Raw genomic sequence first — 14828 nt, 5'->3', positions numbered from 1 at the left:
GGCCATACGCAAAACCAATGTGGGAGAGAGCTTGCCCGACAGCGGTGGATCAGCCAGCCGTTGCGGTGACTGAAACGCTGCCATCGGGGCATAGGTATCTTCAAGTCTTAAAGGCGGACACATAACGCTGTGGCGAGCAGGCTTGCCCTGCGCTGGGGCGCGAAGCGGCCCCCTCTCCGCACACTGCGGCATATCAGGCCATACCGGTTGTCAGGTTTCAGGGCCGCTTCGCAGCCCAGCGCAGGACAAGCCTGCTCACCACAAAAAATCTCACTTTCTCAGGTTATGTTTTCGACCGAAGCTGTGTGCCACCGGGGGCAAGTCGAATCGTCGCACCGCCCCTCCCACCTGTTGATCTGCATGCAACCGAAGACTATTGCATCCAAGGCGGCGGTGGCGGTTCGTCGGGGACTTTGCTCGACGGCGCATCATCCGCCGCCCGAATCGCCTGGCGACGCTCTTCATCGAGCCGCGCCGCTTCGATCTCGCGGATCACACCCCCCACGTCCGCCAGTTCTTCCGGCTCGTCGAATTCACCGGTCAAGACGCTGCCAGGGTGCAAGGTGCCGGCCTCATACAACGCCCACATTTCCTTGGCGTACTTGGTCTTTTTCAACTCCGGGGCGAAGCGCCCAAAGTAGGAAGCCATGTTGCCCACATCCCGCTCCAGCATGCTGAATGCGTGGTTGTTGCCCGCCGCATCCACCGCCTGGGGCAGGTCGATGATTACCGGGCCGGTCGGCGTGAGCAGCACGTTGAACTCGGACAGGTCACCGTGCACCAGGCCGGTACACAGCATCAGCACGATCTGGGAAATCAGGAAAGCGTGGTACTCGCGGGCCTGATCCGGCTCCAGCACTACGTCGTTCAGACGCGGGGCGGCATCGCCATACTCATCGGCCACCAGCTCCATCAGCAGCACGCCTTCGAGGAAGTCATACGGCTGCGGCACGCGCACACCGGCACCGGCCAAGCGGAACAACGCCGCGACTTCGGCGTTCTGCCAGGCGTCTTCGGTTTCCTTCTTGCCGAACTTTGAGCCCTTGGCCATGGCGCGGGCCTGGCGGCTGTTACGGACTTTGCGGCCTTCCTGGTATTCGGATGCCTGACGAAAACTTCGTTTGTTCGCCTCCTTGTAAACCTTGGCGCAACGCAATTCGTTGCCGCAGCGCACCACATAAACAGCTGCTTCTTTCCCACTCATGAGTGGGCGCAGCACTTCGTCGACCAGACCGTCTTCGATCAGGGGTTCAATGCGTTTAGGAGTCTTCATCAGCTTTTATTGTGGGTCCTTTGTTACCAAATACGCGTATGGCACTCGTTATACGGCAATCGGCTCGCGGGTGGGAGAGGCGACTGATCTTTGCCCGTTTAAGAATGCAACCAATAGGCCAATTCCGGGGCGCCGTTAACGCTCAATGATCGCGGTCACCCCTTGCCCGCCGGCGGCGCAGATCGAGATCAGCCCACGGCCCTTGCCCGCCGTCTCCAACAATTTCGCCAGGTTGGCAACAATGCGCCCGCCGGTGGCGGCAAACGGATGCCCCGCCGCCAGGGAGCTGCCTTTGACATTGAGCCGGCTGCGGTCGATGGCGCCCAACGGCGCGTCGAGGCCCAGGCGGGTCTTGCAGTAATCGGCATCTTCCCAGGCCCTGAGTGTGCACAACACTTGGGCGGCGAAGGCTTCGTGGATCTCGTAGTAATCGAAGTCCTGCAGCGTCAGACCGTTCCTGGCCAGCAGGCGCGGAACCGCATACACCGGCGCCATCAGCAAGCCTTCGGCGCCGTTGACGAAATCCACCGCGGCCGCTTCGCCATCGCGCAGGTAAGCCAGGACCGGCAGGCCACGCTCCTGAGCCCATGCCTCACTGCCCAGTAGCACCAGGGAGGCGCCGTCGGTCAGCGGCGTGGAATTGCCTGCGGTGAGGGTGCCCTTCTCGCTGCGTTCAAAGGCCGGTTTGAGGGCGGCGAGTTTCTCCAGCGTCAGATCGGAGCGCAGGTTGTTGTCGCGGGTCAGGCCCAAAAACGGCGTGATCAGATCGTCGTGCCAGCCTTCGGCGTAGGCGGCGGACATTTTCTGATGGCTCTCAAGAGCAAGTTGGTCCTGTTCTGCCCGGGGGATCTGCCAGGTCTGAGCCATCAACTCGCAGTGCTGGCCCATGGATAGGCCAGTACGCGGTTCGCCATTGCGCGGCAGTTCAGGTTTGAGGTGATGGGGACGAAGTTGTAACAGGACTTTTAATTTATCCGCCATCGACTTACTGCGATTGGCCTGCAGCAGGATCTTGCGCAACCCCTCATTCACACCGATCGGCGCGTCGGAAGTGGTGTCCACGCCGCCGGCAATGCCGCATTCGATCTGGCCCAGAGCGATTTTGTTGGCCACCAGCAGCGCCGCCTCCAGCCCGGTGCCGCAGGCTTGTTGGATGTCGTAGGCCGGGGTTTGCGGCGACAGGCGCGAGCCCAGCACGCATTCGCGGGTCAGGTTGAAATCCCGCGAATGCTTGAGTACCGCACCGGCGGCCACTTCGCCCAGGCGCAAGCCGTGCAGGTTGTAGCGTTCGATCAAACCTTCCAGTGCAGCCGTCAGCATCGCCTGGTTGCTCGCAGTAGCGTAGGGGCCATTGGAGCGGGCGAAAGGAATGCGATTTGCGCCAATGATCGCTACACGCCGCAATTGAGTCATGGAAAGCTCCCTGTGTGTGGTGGGCCGGCCGCCGTGGCCTGGAAGGATAAGCCTAGTCGAACGACTGCTACCCTGGGATGGTCAACCCTTTGAACCCCAGCCTTCGGAGAGCGTTCCATGTCTGACCGTTATATCGACTTCGCCAACTCCAGCCTCGGCCAGCGCCTGGTCGCCGCCATTGGCCTGCCGTCGCCGGGACGCCCGGAGCGCTGGCAGGCCGGGCGCCTGCGGCCGGTCGAGGGCGCCTTGCTGCTCGGCGGCGGCGCACTGGCGGCCCAAGTGCTGCCGTTCGCCAACAGACTCACCGATGCCATTTACAGCTATGGCGCCGAACCGCTGGAAGCCCCCGCATGGATCCCCGGCCATGGCCCCAAGCTCAAAGCGGTGGTGTTCGACGCCAGCGGCCTGCAGCACACCGATTCGCTCAAGCAACTGCGCGAATTCTTTCAGCCGCTGCTGAAAAATCTCGACCATAGCGCCCACTTGGTGATCCTCGGCCGCGCCCCGGAAAGCCTCAGCGATCCGTTTGCCGCCAGTGCCCAGCGCGCCTTGGAAGGCTTCAGCCGCTCCTTGGCCAAAGAACTGCGCACTGGCGGCGTGTTGCAGTTGCTGTATGTCGGCGACGGCGCCGAGGCGCAACTGGAAGGCGCGCTGCGCTTCTTCCTATCGCCGAAGAGCGCCTACATTTCAGGCCAGGTGATTCGCCTGCAAGCCTGCGCCACCCCGGTAGAGGACTGGACCCGCCCCCTGGCGCGGCGCAAGGCCCTGGTCACCGGCGCCGCCCGTGGCATCGGTGCGGCCATCGCCGAAACCCTGGCCCGCGACGGCGCCGAGGTGATACTGCTCGATGTGCCCCAGGCCAAGGCCGATCTGGAAGCCCTGGCCGCACGCCTGGGGGCGCGCACCGTCATCCTGGATATCTGCGCCGAAGACGCCGCCACGCAGTTGATCGGACACCTGCCTGACGGCCTCGACATTCTGGTGCATAACGCCGGCATCACCCGCGACAAAACCCTGGCCAATATGACCCCGGAATATTGGGATGCCGTACTGGCGGTCAATCTGAATGCGCCGCAAGTACTGACCAAAGCCCTGCTCGACAGCGGCACACTGCGCGACAACGCCCGCGTGGTGCTGCTGGCCTCCATCAGCGGCATCGCCGGCAACCGTGGGCAAACCAATTACGCGGCGAGCAAGGCAGGTTTGATCGGCCTGGCCGAAGCCTGGGCGCCGTTGCTCAAGCAGCGGGGCATCAGCATCAATGCCGTCGCGCCCGGGTTTATCGAAACCCAGATGACCGCGCATATTCCCTTCGCCCTGCGCGAAGCCGGGCGGCGCATGAGTTCGTTGGGCCAGGGCGGCTTGCCTCAGGACGTCGCCGAGGCCGTGGCGTGGCTAGGCCAGCCAGGCTCCGGCGCGGTCAGCGGGCAAGCCCTACGGGTGTGTGGGCAAAGTCTATTGGGAGCGTGAGCATGCAGTGGCAGACCTTAAGCAACCGACCGTTCCTGCCGCCGCTGTATTGGCGTGCAGCGCTCAAGCGCAAGATCAGCGGCACCAGCCTGCCGGACCTGGGGTTGCGCTGCCGGGTCAGCGTCGATCCCAAGGCGGTGGCGGTCTATCGCAAGGTGTGCGGCTTTGCCGACAGCCCGATGCTGCCGGCCACCTACCCGCATATCCTCGCCTTCGGCGTGCAGATGCAATTGCTCACCGACAAAGCGTTCCCGTTTCCCCTGCTCGGGCTGATCCACTTGAGTAACCGCATCCGCGTGCACCGCCCCTTGGGCGGCGTGGGCGAACTGTGGATTGGCGTGCACGCACAGAACCTCAAGCCACACGCCAAAGGCGCGACGTTCGACCTGATCACCACCGTCGAGGACGCCCTTGGCCTGCTGTGGGAAGGCGAGAGCCGCATGCTGTGCCGAGGCGTGAAGCTGTCAGGCCCGGCAGAGGATGAGCCTCTGCCCACGCCCGCCCAGGTCAGCGAACTGACGCGCTGGAACGCCCCCAGCGACATCGGCCGCCGCTACGCACGGGTGTCCGGCGACTACAACCCGATCCACCTCAGCGCCCTCACCGCCAGACTGTTCGGGTTTCCCCAGGCCATCGCCCATGGCTTATGGAACAAGGCGCGCAGCTTGGCGGCCCTGGGTGAGCATCTGCCTGCGGCCAATATCGAACTGTTTGTGGAGTTCAGAAAACCGGTGCGGCTGCCCAGCGAAGTGCACCTATCGGCCAGCGCCGCCGGTTCGAGTGGCGAGTGGGTGTTGAACGGTGCGGGCGGGATTGAGCATATGGTCGGCAGGTGGCAGCCCATCGGCTGAGCACCGTTGGCCGCTCAAGGCTTGAACCGTGTGACGTGTTTGGGAAACAGGCTGTTCAATGTATCGACCAGCCGCGCCAGATAGATCGGTTTGCGAAACAGGTCCAGCACTTGCAAGCGTAGTAAGTCGCTGACGTCATCCATCTCGGCATGACCGGACATAACGATCACCGGCAAGTGCGAGCGGTCCGTGTGTTCGCGCAGGCGCTTGATCAAGGAGATACCGCTTTCCTCGGGCATACGCAGGTCAGTGATCACCAGGGCGATGTCCGGGTGCAGGGTCAGTTCCTGCAAGGCGAAGGTGACGGAGGTGGCGGTGTAGCATTCGAATCCTTCGTTTTCGAGGGACTCGGCAAGCTCGACCAGGGCGTCCTCTTCGTCGTCCACCAAAAGAATTTGCTGGCGGGTTGGCGAAGAGGCGCTCATAGACATTCCTGAAATCAAAAAGCCTAAAGGATGATGGCCACGAATAGTTCGTGAAGTTATTTAAGTGGTCATCTTGGTGGCAATACTGTCGAAGATCGATTTGATCTTATCGCCAAGCCCCGCGCCGGCGCCAACAATTACCAGTGCAACTAACGCCACGATAATGGCGTATTCAATACCTGACGCCCCCTCTTCGCGCTTGAAGAAAAGTTGCGCCTGCACATAAAGCTTCAACATCTGGTCAAGGAACATAAGGCTTCTCCCTAATACGACACAGCAAGCCGGTACGGCTCTAGCGCGGTTGATCGCGGCATGCCTTTAGAGCATTGACAACAAACCTACCCCTCACAACTGTAAGAACTAATTAATCACAAAGTATTAGTCGTACGGTTATCGCCGCTGTGTTGCCGTTATTAAGAGGCGAGAAGGAAAGTACGGATTAATTTTCCAGACGGTAATGGCGTTTCGTCCTAGCTGAGCTACCGTCAAATAGCCAAATCGTTAGATGTTCATCACAGCCAGGTTGCGATTTCACCCGTTTGGATACACGGGCAGGCAGTGCAACGGGAAAGGGAGAGCCGTCATGAACAGTCGTATCAGCATGGCGCTGGCTGGCTTGCTGCTCGTCGGTGCATTGATCGCCGGGTATTGGGGCTTGGTGTTGAGCCGCACGCCGGAGCCTGTTGCCGCCCCGGTGGTTTCCGTGGAAAGCACCGCTGCCGCCGTCGAAGACCAGACCCGTCGCCCCGTGGTGGTGCTGGTGCATGATGTGCCAGCATTCGCGCCTCTTACCGCTGCCGACCTGGCGCTGGAAAAACTGCGCACAGTGCCCGCCGGTAGCCTCACGGAAGTCGATCAGGCCATCGGCCGCATACCGTTGCGTGCCCTGGGCGCTGGCACCTGGCTCAACGACCAAAGCTTCAGCGAAGGCGGCCCGCTGGCACGCATGATTCGCCCGGACGAGCGCGCGCTGGCCGTCGCGGTGGATGAGGTGATCGGTGCGGGCGGGCAACTGAGCCCCGGTGATTACGTGGATGTGTTGCTGTTTCTGGGGCGGGACACCGGGAACGCAGAACAGTCGGCCCAGATCATCATTCCCGCGCTGCGCCTGCTCAGCGTCGGCGATCAATTGGGCCTGGCCAACGACGGCCAGCCCGCCGTGCCGGCGCCGGCAACCGTGGAGGAACGTGTGCAGGCCGCCCAACGCCGCGCTGCCGCGCGCACCGTGGTGCTGGCGGTGCCCGAGCCGCTATTGAGCCGCCTGATGCTTGCGGCACAAGCCGGCACTTTGCGCCTGGCCGTACGCAGCGCCGATGAACAACTGCTCGGCCGCTATTGGGCCGGCGAAACCGACGCGGCGAGCAAACTCGCCGAAGCCAATCGCGACCTTTACCAATTCACCCAACTGGCGCTGATCGGCCCGCCTAAAAGTCTCGCGCAGACCGACACCGCCCCTGCCGTTCGCCGAGGTATCGAAGTGATACGTGGCGCCCAAGCCACTCAACAAACCCCGTGACCATGCAAGGATGCAGTGAATGAGCCATCGCTACGCCCCCTCGCTCGCGCAAATGGCCTGGGCCGTGCTGCTGACGTGCTTGCCGGCGGGCATTGTCCTGGCGGCGCAGGGCAATTGCAGCGCATTGGGCCAACTGCCCGCCGTGCTGGAGGTGGGCGAAGGGTTGCAACAGGAACTGCAATCGCCGGTCGCCATCACCCGCCTGGCGATTGGCGATCCCAAGATTGCCGATGTGCGGGTCAACGGCGACCGCCACTTTCTGCTCACCGGCGTCGCCAGCGGCGCCACCAGCCTGATGGTCTGGACCGCCTGCGCCAGCGCGCCGCGCCAGAGCATGGTGTTCGTCAAAGGCAAGGCCACCTCGGCGCTCACCAGCCTGTCGCTGTCGCCGTCCCAGGACCCGCTGCTGCCCAGCCAAGTGCAAACCGACATCCGCTTTGTCGAAGTCAGCCGCAGCAAGCTCAAGGAAGCCAGTACCCGCCTGCTTGGCAACGGCAGCAACTTTTTCTTCGGCAGCCCCAACCTGCTGTCACCGTCAGAGGGTGTGTTCAAACTTCCGGTGAGCGCCGACAGCTTTAACATTGGTTTCGGCGGCGGGCGGGTCAAGGCCATGATCAACGCCTTGGAGCGCAGCGGTTTTGCCTACACCCTGGCGCGCCCCAGCCTGGTGGCGATGAGCGGCCAGAGCGCCAGTTTTCTCGCGGGCGGCGAAGTGCCGGTGCCGGTGCCAAGCGCTGGCAGCGACAGCATCTCCATCGAATACAAGGAGTTCGGCATTCGCCTGACGCTCACGCCCACGGTGATCGACCGCAACCGCATCAGCCTCAAGGTCGCGCCGGAAGTCAGCGAGCTGGACTACAGCAACGCTGTACAGATCCAGGGCATCCAAGTGCCGGCGCTGACCGTGCGCCGCACCGACACCAGCGTGTCCCTGGCCGATGGCGAAAGTTTTGTGATCAGCGGCCTGATCAGCACCAATAACCGTTCCACTATCAACAAGTTTCCGGGGTTGGGTGATATCCCGATCCTCGGCGCGTTTTTTCGCGACGCCACCACCAGTCGCGAAGAAAAGGAGTTGTTGATGATCGTCACCCCGCATCTGGTGCAACCGCTGGCCGCCAACGCACAACTGCCGTCTCTGCCCGGTGAAAAACTGCGCAATTACGACCCGAACTGGTACCGCCTGTTTTTTCTGGAAAACGGTCACTTCGACCGCAGCAGTGGACTGTCCCAATGAGCGATAGCCTGAGCCAGACCTTCCTGGCGATCACCCGCAACAACATCGACCTGGAATGGCTGCAAGGAGCCCTCGCGCCCCTCGGCCAAGTGGTGGGCGCCGGTGGCGGCAGCCTGGATGAGTTGCTCGCGCTGGTGGATGTGACCTTCGCCAACCTGGTGTTCATCGGCCTGGACCGCGAGCATGTAGTGGCCCAGACCGCGCTGATCGAGGGCGCTTTGGAAGCCAAACCGATGCTGGCAATCGTCGCCCTGGGCGACGGCATGGACAACCAGTTGGTGCTCAACGCGATGCGCGCCGGCGCACGGGATTTTGTCGCCTATGGCTCGCGCTCCAGCGAAGTGGCGGGGCTGGTGCGCCGCCTGAGCAAACGCCTGCCGCCCAGCGCGCCGAGCGCTCACCTGGGAGGCCTTACGGTGCTTTACGGCACCCAGGGCAACGCTGATGGCGCCCTGCTGGCCAGCCACCTGGCCATGGTGGTGCAAAAGAGTGGGCAGCAAACCTTGTTGCTCGACCTGGGCCTGCCGCGCGGCGACAGCCTTGCGCTGCTGGGCCTGGACAGCACCTTCAACTTCGGCGACGCCCTGCGCCATCTGCGGCGCCTGGACCCCACCTTGATCGACAGTGCCTTCGCCCGCGCCGACGACAACCTGCGCATCCTCGCCTACGCCGGCAATGACGAGCCGCTGGAACTGACCAGCGCCGCCGAGGTGTACATGCTGCTCAGTGCCCTACGTCAACACTTCCAGCACATCGTCGTAAACCTCACCGGGCAAGCCGACAGCGAAGCCCTGCGTACCTTTGTCAGCCACTGCGACAAGCTGCTGTGGTGCACCGACCAGAGCGTGCTCGACTGTCGGCGCAACCTGGCGGTGCTGAACCTGTGGCGGGAAAAAGGCATGAAACTCGAACACGCCAAGCTGCTGGTGGACCGCTACCTCAAAGCCTGCCCCCCCGACACCGGCACCCTGGAAAAAAGCTTCGGGCTGGAGTGCATCGCGGTGCTGCCCCTGAGCGCGGAACTGCGCATGAACGCCAAAAATCAGGGCCAGAGCCTGTTCAGCCTCGCCCCCCGCGAACCCCTGACCCTGGCGTTGCGCACCCTTGGCGAGCGCCTGGCCAGACGCTCAGAAGGTCTGCAAAAACCGTCAACACGCTGGTTTGAACGCCTGCGCAGGACTGCCCGGTGAACGGCGAAAAACTCTTCGGCGGCCCCGCTGCCGGCACCCCAGGCCATCACGATCACGATGGCCTGAAACTGGTGCTGCACCGCTACATCATCGACGCCATCGAAGAGTCGGGCAAAAACCTGCTGGAAGGCACGCGCCAAACCCTGGCACAACTGGTGATCGACAAGGTTTCGGAATACATCACGCGCATGCACCTGGCGATTTCCCGTTATGAAATGGAGCGCCTGGCCGAGGAAATCGTTGACGAACTGACCGGCTTCGGGCCGCTGGAAGTGCTGTTGCGCGACGCGTCGGTGACCGAAATCCTGGTCAACGGGCCGCACCGGGTCTTTATCGAACGCGACGGCCTGCTGCATCAGAGCGACTTGCGCTTTATCGATGCGCACCATGTGGAGCGGGTGATGCAGCGTATCCTCGCGCCGCTGGGCCGGCGCCTGGACGAATCGTCGCCGATGGTCGATGCGCGCTTGCCCGACGGCAGCCGGGTCAACGCGATCATTCCGCCGATTGCGCTGGACGGCCCATGCCTGTCGATCCGTAAATTCCGCAAGGACATGCTCAAGAGCAGCGACTTGGTGGCGATGCAGACCATCGACCAGAACATCTTCGAGTTTTTCCAGGAAGCGGTGGGCAAGCGGTGCAACATCTTGATCAGCGGCGGCACCGGCACCGGCAAGACCACGTTGCTGAATATCCTCAGCCAATTGATCAACCCTCATCAACGCCTGGTGACCATCGAAGATGTCGCCGAACTGCAACTGGGCCATCCCCATGTGGTGCGCCTGGAAACCCGGCCGCCGAATGCCGAGGGGCATGGCGAAGTCAAGGCCAGCGACCTGATTCGCAACGCCCTGCGCATGCGCCCGGACCGCATCATCCTCGGTGAAATCCGCGGCGTGGAAGTGCTCGATGTGCTGACTGCGATGAACACCGGTCACGACGGGTCCATGAGCACCGTGCACGCCAACAACGCCCAGGATGCACTGCTGCGCCTGGAAACCCTGGTGGGCCTCACCGGTCGCGCGGTGGCGGAAAAAACCCTGCGGCAGATGATCTGCGCGGCGCTGGATGTGGTGATCCAGCTCACCCGCCTGCCCGATGGTCGACGCTGCGTGAGCGAAGTCGTGGAAGTGGTGGGTGTGCGCGATGACATCTACGTGACCAACACGCTGTTTCGCCTCGACCGCCGCACCGGCTTCGGCTTCGCCCGTGAAGCACTCAACCCGGCGGGCGACAAACTGCGCCGCGAAATCACGCTGTAAGGAGACGCACCATGACCGGCCCGATCCTGCTGCTGATCTGCATCGTTCTGGTGGGCCTGTCCTACAGCCTTTTCCAAAATGGCGTGCGCCGCGCCAGCACCGACCGTGTGCTGGAACGGCTTGCCAAAGGCCAGCCCACGACGGTGCCTACCCGCGCCGCCTGGGTCGGCCTGGAGCGCATGTTTCAACGCGCCGGCCTGGGTAAACCTAGCGAGCGCCTGGGCCTGTGGCTGGTCGGTTGGGCACTCGGCGCGTTGTTGGGGCTGCTGGCGGCCGAGTGGCCTGGGCTGCTGTTGATGATCGTGCTGCCGCCACTGGCCGCGCGCGGCTATATCGCCTGGCGCTATCAGCACCGTGTGGCGCGAATGATCGGACAACTGCCGTCCTTGCTCGATTACACCGTGCGCAGCCTCAAGTCGGGACGCACCCTGGCCGATGCGGTGCTCGGCGGTATCGAGGCGTCCGACGAACCGCTCAAGCAAGCCATGGGCCGTATCCAGCGCAACGTACAACTGGGGGTGAGTTTGCCGGAGTCCGTGCATGATTTCGCGCAATTCTACGAACGCGATGAATTTCGCCTGTTCGCCCTGGGCCTGAAGGTCAACCATCGCTACGGCGGCAATGCCAGCGAGCTGCTGGAAAACCTGATCAAGATGATCCGCGAAAAGGAACAAGGCGCGCGCCAGCTCAAGGCCATGACCGGCGAGACGCGCATGACCGCGTATGTGCTGGCCGGGCTGCCGGTGTGCATGGTGGGGTATTTCATGGTGGCCAACCCGAACTACCTGATGACCCTGTGGAACGACGAAACCGGGCGCTACATGCTGTTCGGCGCCCTGGCCATGGAGCTGACGGGCAGCTTCGTGATGTGGCGCATGTTGCGGAGTATCTGAAATGGCCCTGCTGGCGAGCGTGCTGATGTTTCTTGCGGCGTTGGTGCTGGTGGCCGGCCACTGGCTGGAACAGCGCCGCCGCCAGCGCCTGGTGAATCAGCGTCTGCTCGGCCACATGACCCGCGAAGCGCGGTTCGGCAACCTGATGCGCCATCTCGGCACCAGCCCCCTGGCGCAACGCTCAGTGACCCTGGACACCGAGACCCAGACCCTGCTCAACCGTGTCGGCTGGCGCAAGGCCAGCCAGCGCTCGATGTTCGCCGCCTGCCAGGTCGGCACGCCGCTGGTGCTGCTGGGGGTGACGCTGGTGGGCCAGCAATTGCTGTACCCGCATACGTCCTCGCCGTGGATTGCTCCTCTGGTGGCACTCGGCCTGGGCTACCTGTTGCCCAAGCGCATTCTGGCGTCCACCGCCAAGCATCGGCAGCAGCGCATCGCCGTGGAGGTCTCGACCTTTATTCCGCTGCTGCGCATTTTGTTCGAGTCCGGCATGGCGGTTGAACAGGCCCTGCGCGTGCTCAGCACCGAAGGGCAGCGCCTGCTGCCGGAACTGACCCAGGAACTACGCCTGATTCTGGCCCGCGTCGACTCGGGCCTGGAGCTGGGCGAGGAATTGGGCAAGACTGCACGGCTGCTGGCGGTGGATGAGTTCAACGACACCTGCACCATCCTCCAGCAACTGATCCTGCAAGGCGGCGGCGCAATGAAATCGCTGCTGGCCCTCAAGCAATTACTCGACGACCGACGCCTGACCCGTTTGCAGGAATACATCTCGAAGATGTCGGCAAAAATGTCGGTGGTGATGATGGTGTTTCTGTTTCCGGCCTTGCTGATCGTGCTCGGCGGCCCGGCCTTTATCGGCATCGCCCGCGCCTTGAGCCACTTTTGAGGAAAGCCCTGATGAAAGCTCTGATTGCCACATTGGTCGTGATGATGCTCGGCGGTTGCGCCAGCAACGGTCAATCGCCGTGGGCCGCGCTAACCACGCCCGGCCAATGCGCCAAGCCCGGTTCGGAACAGGAACTGGCGCTGAACCTGGCCGATGACTTGGCCAACGAAGGCAAGCTGCACGCCAGCCTGGCCAACCTGCAAAATCTGCCCGATGCCTTGCCCCAGGTGCGCCAGCGCAAGGCCCGAGCTTACCGCTTGCTCGGACGCAGCGAGGCCGAGCCGTTGTATCGCAGCCTGCTCGGCACCTGCATGACCGCCGAAGGCGAACACGGCCTGGGGCAACTGGCCGCGACACAAGGCGATGCAGCCCAGGCCCTGGCCCACCTGCAACGGGCTGCCCGGCTGGCGCCCACCGACGAAAAAATCCGCAATGACCTGGGCGTGGTGTACCTCAAACAACAGCGGCTGGAAGACGCGCGCTTTGAGTTTATGACCGCTATCGAGCTCAAGCAGGACGACCTGCTCGCAGCCGTCAATCTGGTGACTCTGCTGATCTACCAAGACGATTGGGGCCAAGCGGCGACGGTGGTCAGCAAATTGGGGCTGAGCCCGGAGCAGGTCACCGAGGCCCAGGCTCGTGCGCAAAAGCTCAAGGGTTCCAGCACGGCCGCTCATAACGTAGCGGCCGCTAGCGACGCGCCGCCGATGAACCTGCGCTAGGAGTCGACACCATGAAAACCCAGCATCTGCTATGCCTGGCCTTGCTGCCCCTGGCGGCGTCAGCTATCGAACCGGGGCCGTCCTCGCCGCAGCAAGCCGAGACTGAACAGTGGCTGACGTTGCAGGTCAACGGCCACGCCGCCTCGCCCACGCCGCAAAGCAGCAGCCCCGTCGAGCGTGAGCAGGCATTGCAGCGCTGGCTGGACAGCAACAAGCATCCGATCCCGGAGTTCTTCGAACAGGGCAGTGGCGCCGCCGCGTCCGGCGGCACCGGCCGATAAAGCGCCGTCAGTGCGCCGTAACGCGCTGGCGCAGAGCCGTCCCGTTCGGCGACAGGGCCAATGCCAACTGAGTGCGATTGTGCATATGGGTCAGGCGCAACACTTGGGACACGTACAGCTTGACCGTGTTTTCGGTGATCCCCAGCTCACAGGCGATCTGGTAGTTGGTTTGGCCCTTGCCCACCAACCGCGCCACATCGGCCTGGCGCGGGGACAACTGCGCGAGGATCGGCGATAGCGCCAACGGCGCGGCACCCTCCACCGGCAGTTCGCCGTGTTCGGTGCTTCCAGGGCCGCGTCGCACCTTGTCGAGGTCGTGGTACAGGTCATTGATCGAGGCCGAGAGATACTGCAACTTCTGGTTCAGGTGCCCCAGTTGCAGCTCTTTCTGGCGCTCGTCCAAGGCGGCTTCCTGGCGCTGGATGCCTTCGAGCAATTCGTGGAGGTCGATGGGTTTCTGGTAGTAATCCGCGATCCCCGCGCGCAGCGCTTTGATCACGTCCTGTTTGTCGGCGCGACCGGTGAGCATGATCGCTTCGAACGCGCGCTGCTTGCCGGCAATCTTCTGCATAGCCTGCACCAGTTCGATGCCATTCATGTCCGGCATATGCAGGTCGCACAGCACCAGGCCGATCTCGACGTCGTCGCTAAAACACTGCAACGCATGGTGACTCGATTCACAGGGGACGCAGCCATAACCGCTGCTTTCAAGAAACTCACACAGCTCTTCAACGATCAGGGGTTGATCGTCGACCACGAGCACTTTCACTGCCGATGTCAGCCTGTTCACGCGCTACTCCATGCCTGGCAAGCCTAAGGGCGACCTATCCATTTGACGACTACGGCGATTGCCTGTCCCTCCTAAACCTAGACGCAGTTTGTCACTCTGTACACCGCACCGGGCCGTTCCTGCGACTAATGGGCCCACAGCCAATAGAGTGCAAACCCCACCAGTACACAGGGTGCGAACGGCTGCTTTGTTGGCGGGTTCGCGGCCGTTCCCGGTGGGCGCACCGCAAGCCGTTGATGAACCAGCACCCAGCCACCTTGCACAAAGGCCGCGCCGATCAACGACCACAGCAGGCAGTCCACCTCGCTGGCCAAGCCCAGCGCTGCGAGCAACTTCACATCCCCCGCGCCGAACCGTCCCAGGGCGTAGCCTGGCAGGGTCAACAGCAGCGCCAGGGCCAATGCCCAACCGCCGTCAGCGGCGGGCGCGCCGAGCCAAGTGGTGCCGCTGGCGTTCAGGTAGATCAGCGCCACTAAGGCCACGCCCAGGGTCAACGGGTTGGCGATCTGCCGCTGGCGCACGTCCTGCACGGCACAAAGGCCCAGCCACACCAGTATCACCACGCCCTGAATCACGTAAAAAAAGTCCCTTTTCGCTGATTGATTCTATGCTGATA

General features: G+C 63.0%; 16 protein-coding genes. 10 read left to right on the top strand and 6 right to left on the bottom strand.

What is annotated here, in order from left to right; translation table 11 throughout:
* Positions 1-373 precede the first annotated feature (373 nt).
* Both FIV35_RS02055 and FIV35_RS02050 read right to left on the bottom strand, forming a co-directional pair.
* On the bottom strand, positions 374-1273 hold the full coding sequence (locus FIV35_RS02055) for a PA4780 family RIO1-like protein kinase (protein ID WP_034095704.1): 900 nt from the start codon (positions 1271-1273) through the stop codon (positions 374-376).
* Between the two features lie 135 nt (positions 1274-1408).
* The gene (locus FIV35_RS02050) at positions 1409-2686 is read right to left on the bottom strand and encodes an acetyl-CoA C-acetyltransferase (RefSeq protein WP_034136738.1); all 1278 of its coding nucleotides are present in this window, start codon (positions 2684-2686) and stop codon (positions 1409-1411) included.
* 117 nt (positions 2687-2803) lie between these two features.
* On the opposite strand from FIV35_RS02050, the gene FIV35_RS02045 reads away from it, so the two are divergent.
* Positions 2804-4156: a 3-oxoacyl-ACP reductase gene (locus tag FIV35_RS02045; protein ID WP_083377912.1), complete on the top strand. Its 1353-nt coding sequence runs from the start codon at positions 2804-2806 to the stop codon at positions 4154-4156.
* A 2-nt stretch (positions 4157-4158) separates the two neighbouring features.
* A complete protein-coding gene (locus FIV35_RS02040; RefSeq protein WP_034136736.1) occupies positions 4159-5007 on the top strand; it encodes a MaoC family dehydratase in 849 nt (282 codons plus the stop codon).
* A 14-nt stretch (positions 5008-5021) separates the two neighbouring features.
* Here FIV35_RS02040 and FIV35_RS02035 read toward each other — a convergent pair whose 3' ends face one another.
* Both FIV35_RS02035 and FIV35_RS02030 read right to left on the bottom strand, forming a co-directional pair.
* Positions 5022-5432, bottom strand: coding sequence for a response regulator (locus FIV35_RS02035; protein WP_034136735.1), 411 nt, complete (start codon positions 5430-5432; stop codon positions 5022-5024).
* Between the two features lie 60 nt (positions 5433-5492).
* Positions 5493-5684, bottom strand: coding sequence for a Flp family type IVb pilin (locus FIV35_RS02030; RefSeq protein WP_034136734.1), 192 nt, complete (start codon positions 5682-5684; stop codon positions 5493-5495).
* Between the two features lie 331 nt (positions 5685-6015).
* Here FIV35_RS02030 and cpaB point away from each other — a divergent pair, with 331 nt between their 5' ends.
* The 8 genes from cpaB to FIV35_RS01990 are packed head-to-tail and all read left to right on the top strand — an operon-like array spanning position 6016 to position 13422.
* Complete coding sequence (gene cpaB, locus FIV35_RS02025; protein ID WP_034136733.1) at positions 6016-6948, top strand: Flp pilus assembly protein CpaB; 933 nt, start codon at positions 6016-6018, stop codon at positions 6946-6948.
* Between the two features lie 19 nt (positions 6949-6967).
* Complete coding sequence (locus tag FIV35_RS02020) at positions 6968-8185, top strand: type II and III secretion system protein family protein (protein WP_034136732.1); 1218 nt, start codon at positions 6968-6970, stop codon at positions 8183-8185.
* Positions 8182-9375 (top strand): CpaE/TadZ family protein, encoded by a 1194-nt coding sequence (locus tag FIV35_RS02015; protein WP_034136731.1) that lies wholly within the window; start codon positions 8182-8184, stop codon positions 9373-9375. Before FIV35_RS02020 ends, FIV35_RS02015 begins: the two co-directional genes overlap by 4 nt.
* Positions 9372-10637 (top strand): TadA family conjugal transfer-associated ATPase, encoded by a 1266-nt coding sequence (locus FIV35_RS02010; RefSeq protein ID WP_034136730.1) that lies wholly within the window; start codon positions 9372-9374, stop codon positions 10635-10637. The genes FIV35_RS02015 and FIV35_RS02010 overlap by 4 nt, the downstream gene beginning before the upstream one ends.
* A gap of 11 nt (positions 10638-10648) precedes the next feature.
* On the top strand, positions 10649-11530 hold the full coding sequence (locus FIV35_RS02005; RefSeq protein WP_034136729.1) for a type II secretion system F family protein: 882 nt from the start codon (positions 10649-10651) through the stop codon (positions 11528-11530).
* 1 nt (position 11531) lies between these two features.
* On the top strand, positions 11532-12419 hold the full coding sequence (locus tag FIV35_RS02000) for a type II secretion system F family protein (RefSeq protein WP_034136728.1): 888 nt from the start codon (positions 11532-11534) through the stop codon (positions 12417-12419).
* A gap of 11 nt (positions 12420-12430) precedes the next feature.
* A complete protein-coding gene (locus tag FIV35_RS01995) occupies positions 12431-13141 on the top strand; it encodes a tetratricopeptide repeat protein (RefSeq protein ID WP_034136727.1) in 711 nt (236 codons plus the stop codon).
* An 11-nt stretch (positions 13142-13152) separates the two neighbouring features.
* Complete coding sequence (locus FIV35_RS01990) at positions 13153-13422, top strand: DUF3613 domain-containing protein (RefSeq protein ID WP_034136726.1); 270 nt, start codon at positions 13153-13155, stop codon at positions 13420-13422.
* Positions 13423-13429: 7 nt separating this feature from the next.
* Here FIV35_RS01990 and FIV35_RS01985 read toward each other — a convergent pair whose 3' ends face one another.
* Positions 13430-14212, bottom strand: a complete 783-nt coding sequence (locus tag FIV35_RS01985; protein WP_034136725.1) for a response regulator transcription factor — start codon at positions 14210-14212, stop codon at positions 13430-13432.
* Positions 14213-14337: 125 nt separating this feature from the next.
* Positions 14338-14787 carry a prepilin peptidase gene (locus tag FIV35_RS01980; RefSeq protein ID WP_034136724.1) on the bottom strand — a complete coding sequence of 150 codons (450 nt, stop codon included), beginning with the start codon at positions 14785-14787 and terminating at the stop codon, positions 14338-14340.
* Positions 14788-14828: the final 41 nt, after the last annotated feature.

It is taken from the genome of Pseudomonas rhodesiae, from assembly GCF_007858255.1.
GTDB lineage: Bacteria > Pseudomonadota > Gammaproteobacteria > Pseudomonadales > Pseudomonadaceae > Aquipseudomonas > Aquipseudomonas rhodesiae.
Note: the sequence above shows the minus strand (reverse complement) of the source record. Positions and strands in the feature narration are given on the sequence as shown.

Bases quoted from the DNA above. Each gene is read 5' to 3' on its own strand.
- FIV35_RS02020 (WP_034136732.1), top strand. From the start codon at position 6,968: ATGAGCCATCGCTACGCCCCCTCGCTCGCGCAAATGGCCTGGGCCGTG.
- FIV35_RS02005 (WP_034136729.1), top strand. From the start codon at position 10,649: ATGACCGGCCCGATCCTGCTGCTGATCTGCATCGTTCTGGTGGGCCTG.
- FIV35_RS02050 (WP_034136738.1), bottom strand. From the start codon at position 2,686: ATGACTCAATTGCGGCGTGTAGCGATCATTGGCGCAAATCGCATTCCT.
- FIV35_RS01990 (WP_034136726.1), top strand. From the start codon at position 13,153: ATGAAAACCCAGCATCTGCTATGCCTGGCCTTGCTGCCCCTGGCGGCG.
- FIV35_RS02040 (WP_034136736.1), top strand. From the start codon at position 4,159: ATGCAGTGGCAGACCTTAAGCAACCGACCGTTCCTGCCGCCGCTGTAT.
- FIV35_RS02000 (WP_034136728.1), top strand. From the start codon at position 11,532: ATGGCCCTGCTGGCGAGCGTGCTGATGTTTCTTGCGGCGTTGGTGCTG.
- FIV35_RS02015 (WP_034136731.1), top strand. From the start codon at position 8,182: ATGAGCGATAGCCTGAGCCAGACCTTCCTGGCGATCACCCGCAACAAC.
- cpaB (WP_034136733.1), top strand. From the start codon at position 6,016: ATGAACAGTCGTATCAGCATGGCGCTGGCTGGCTTGCTGCTCGTCGGT.
- FIV35_RS02045 (WP_083377912.1), top strand. From the start codon at position 2,804: ATGTCTGACCGTTATATCGACTTCGCCAACTCCAGCCTCGGCCAGCGC.
- FIV35_RS02030 (WP_034136734.1), bottom strand. From the start codon at position 5,684: ATGTTCCTTGACCAGATGTTGAAGCTTTATGTGCAGGCGCAACTTTTC.
- FIV35_RS02035 (WP_034136735.1), bottom strand. From the start codon at position 5,432: ATGAGCGCCTCTTCGCCAACCCGCCAGCAAATTCTTTTGGTGGACGAC.
- FIV35_RS01995 (WP_034136727.1), top strand. From the start codon at position 12,431: ATGAAAGCTCTGATTGCCACATTGGTCGTGATGATGCTCGGCGGTTGC.
- FIV35_RS02055 (WP_034095704.1), bottom strand. From the start codon at position 1,273: ATGAAGACTCCTAAACGCATTGAACCCCTGATCGAAGACGGTCTGGTC.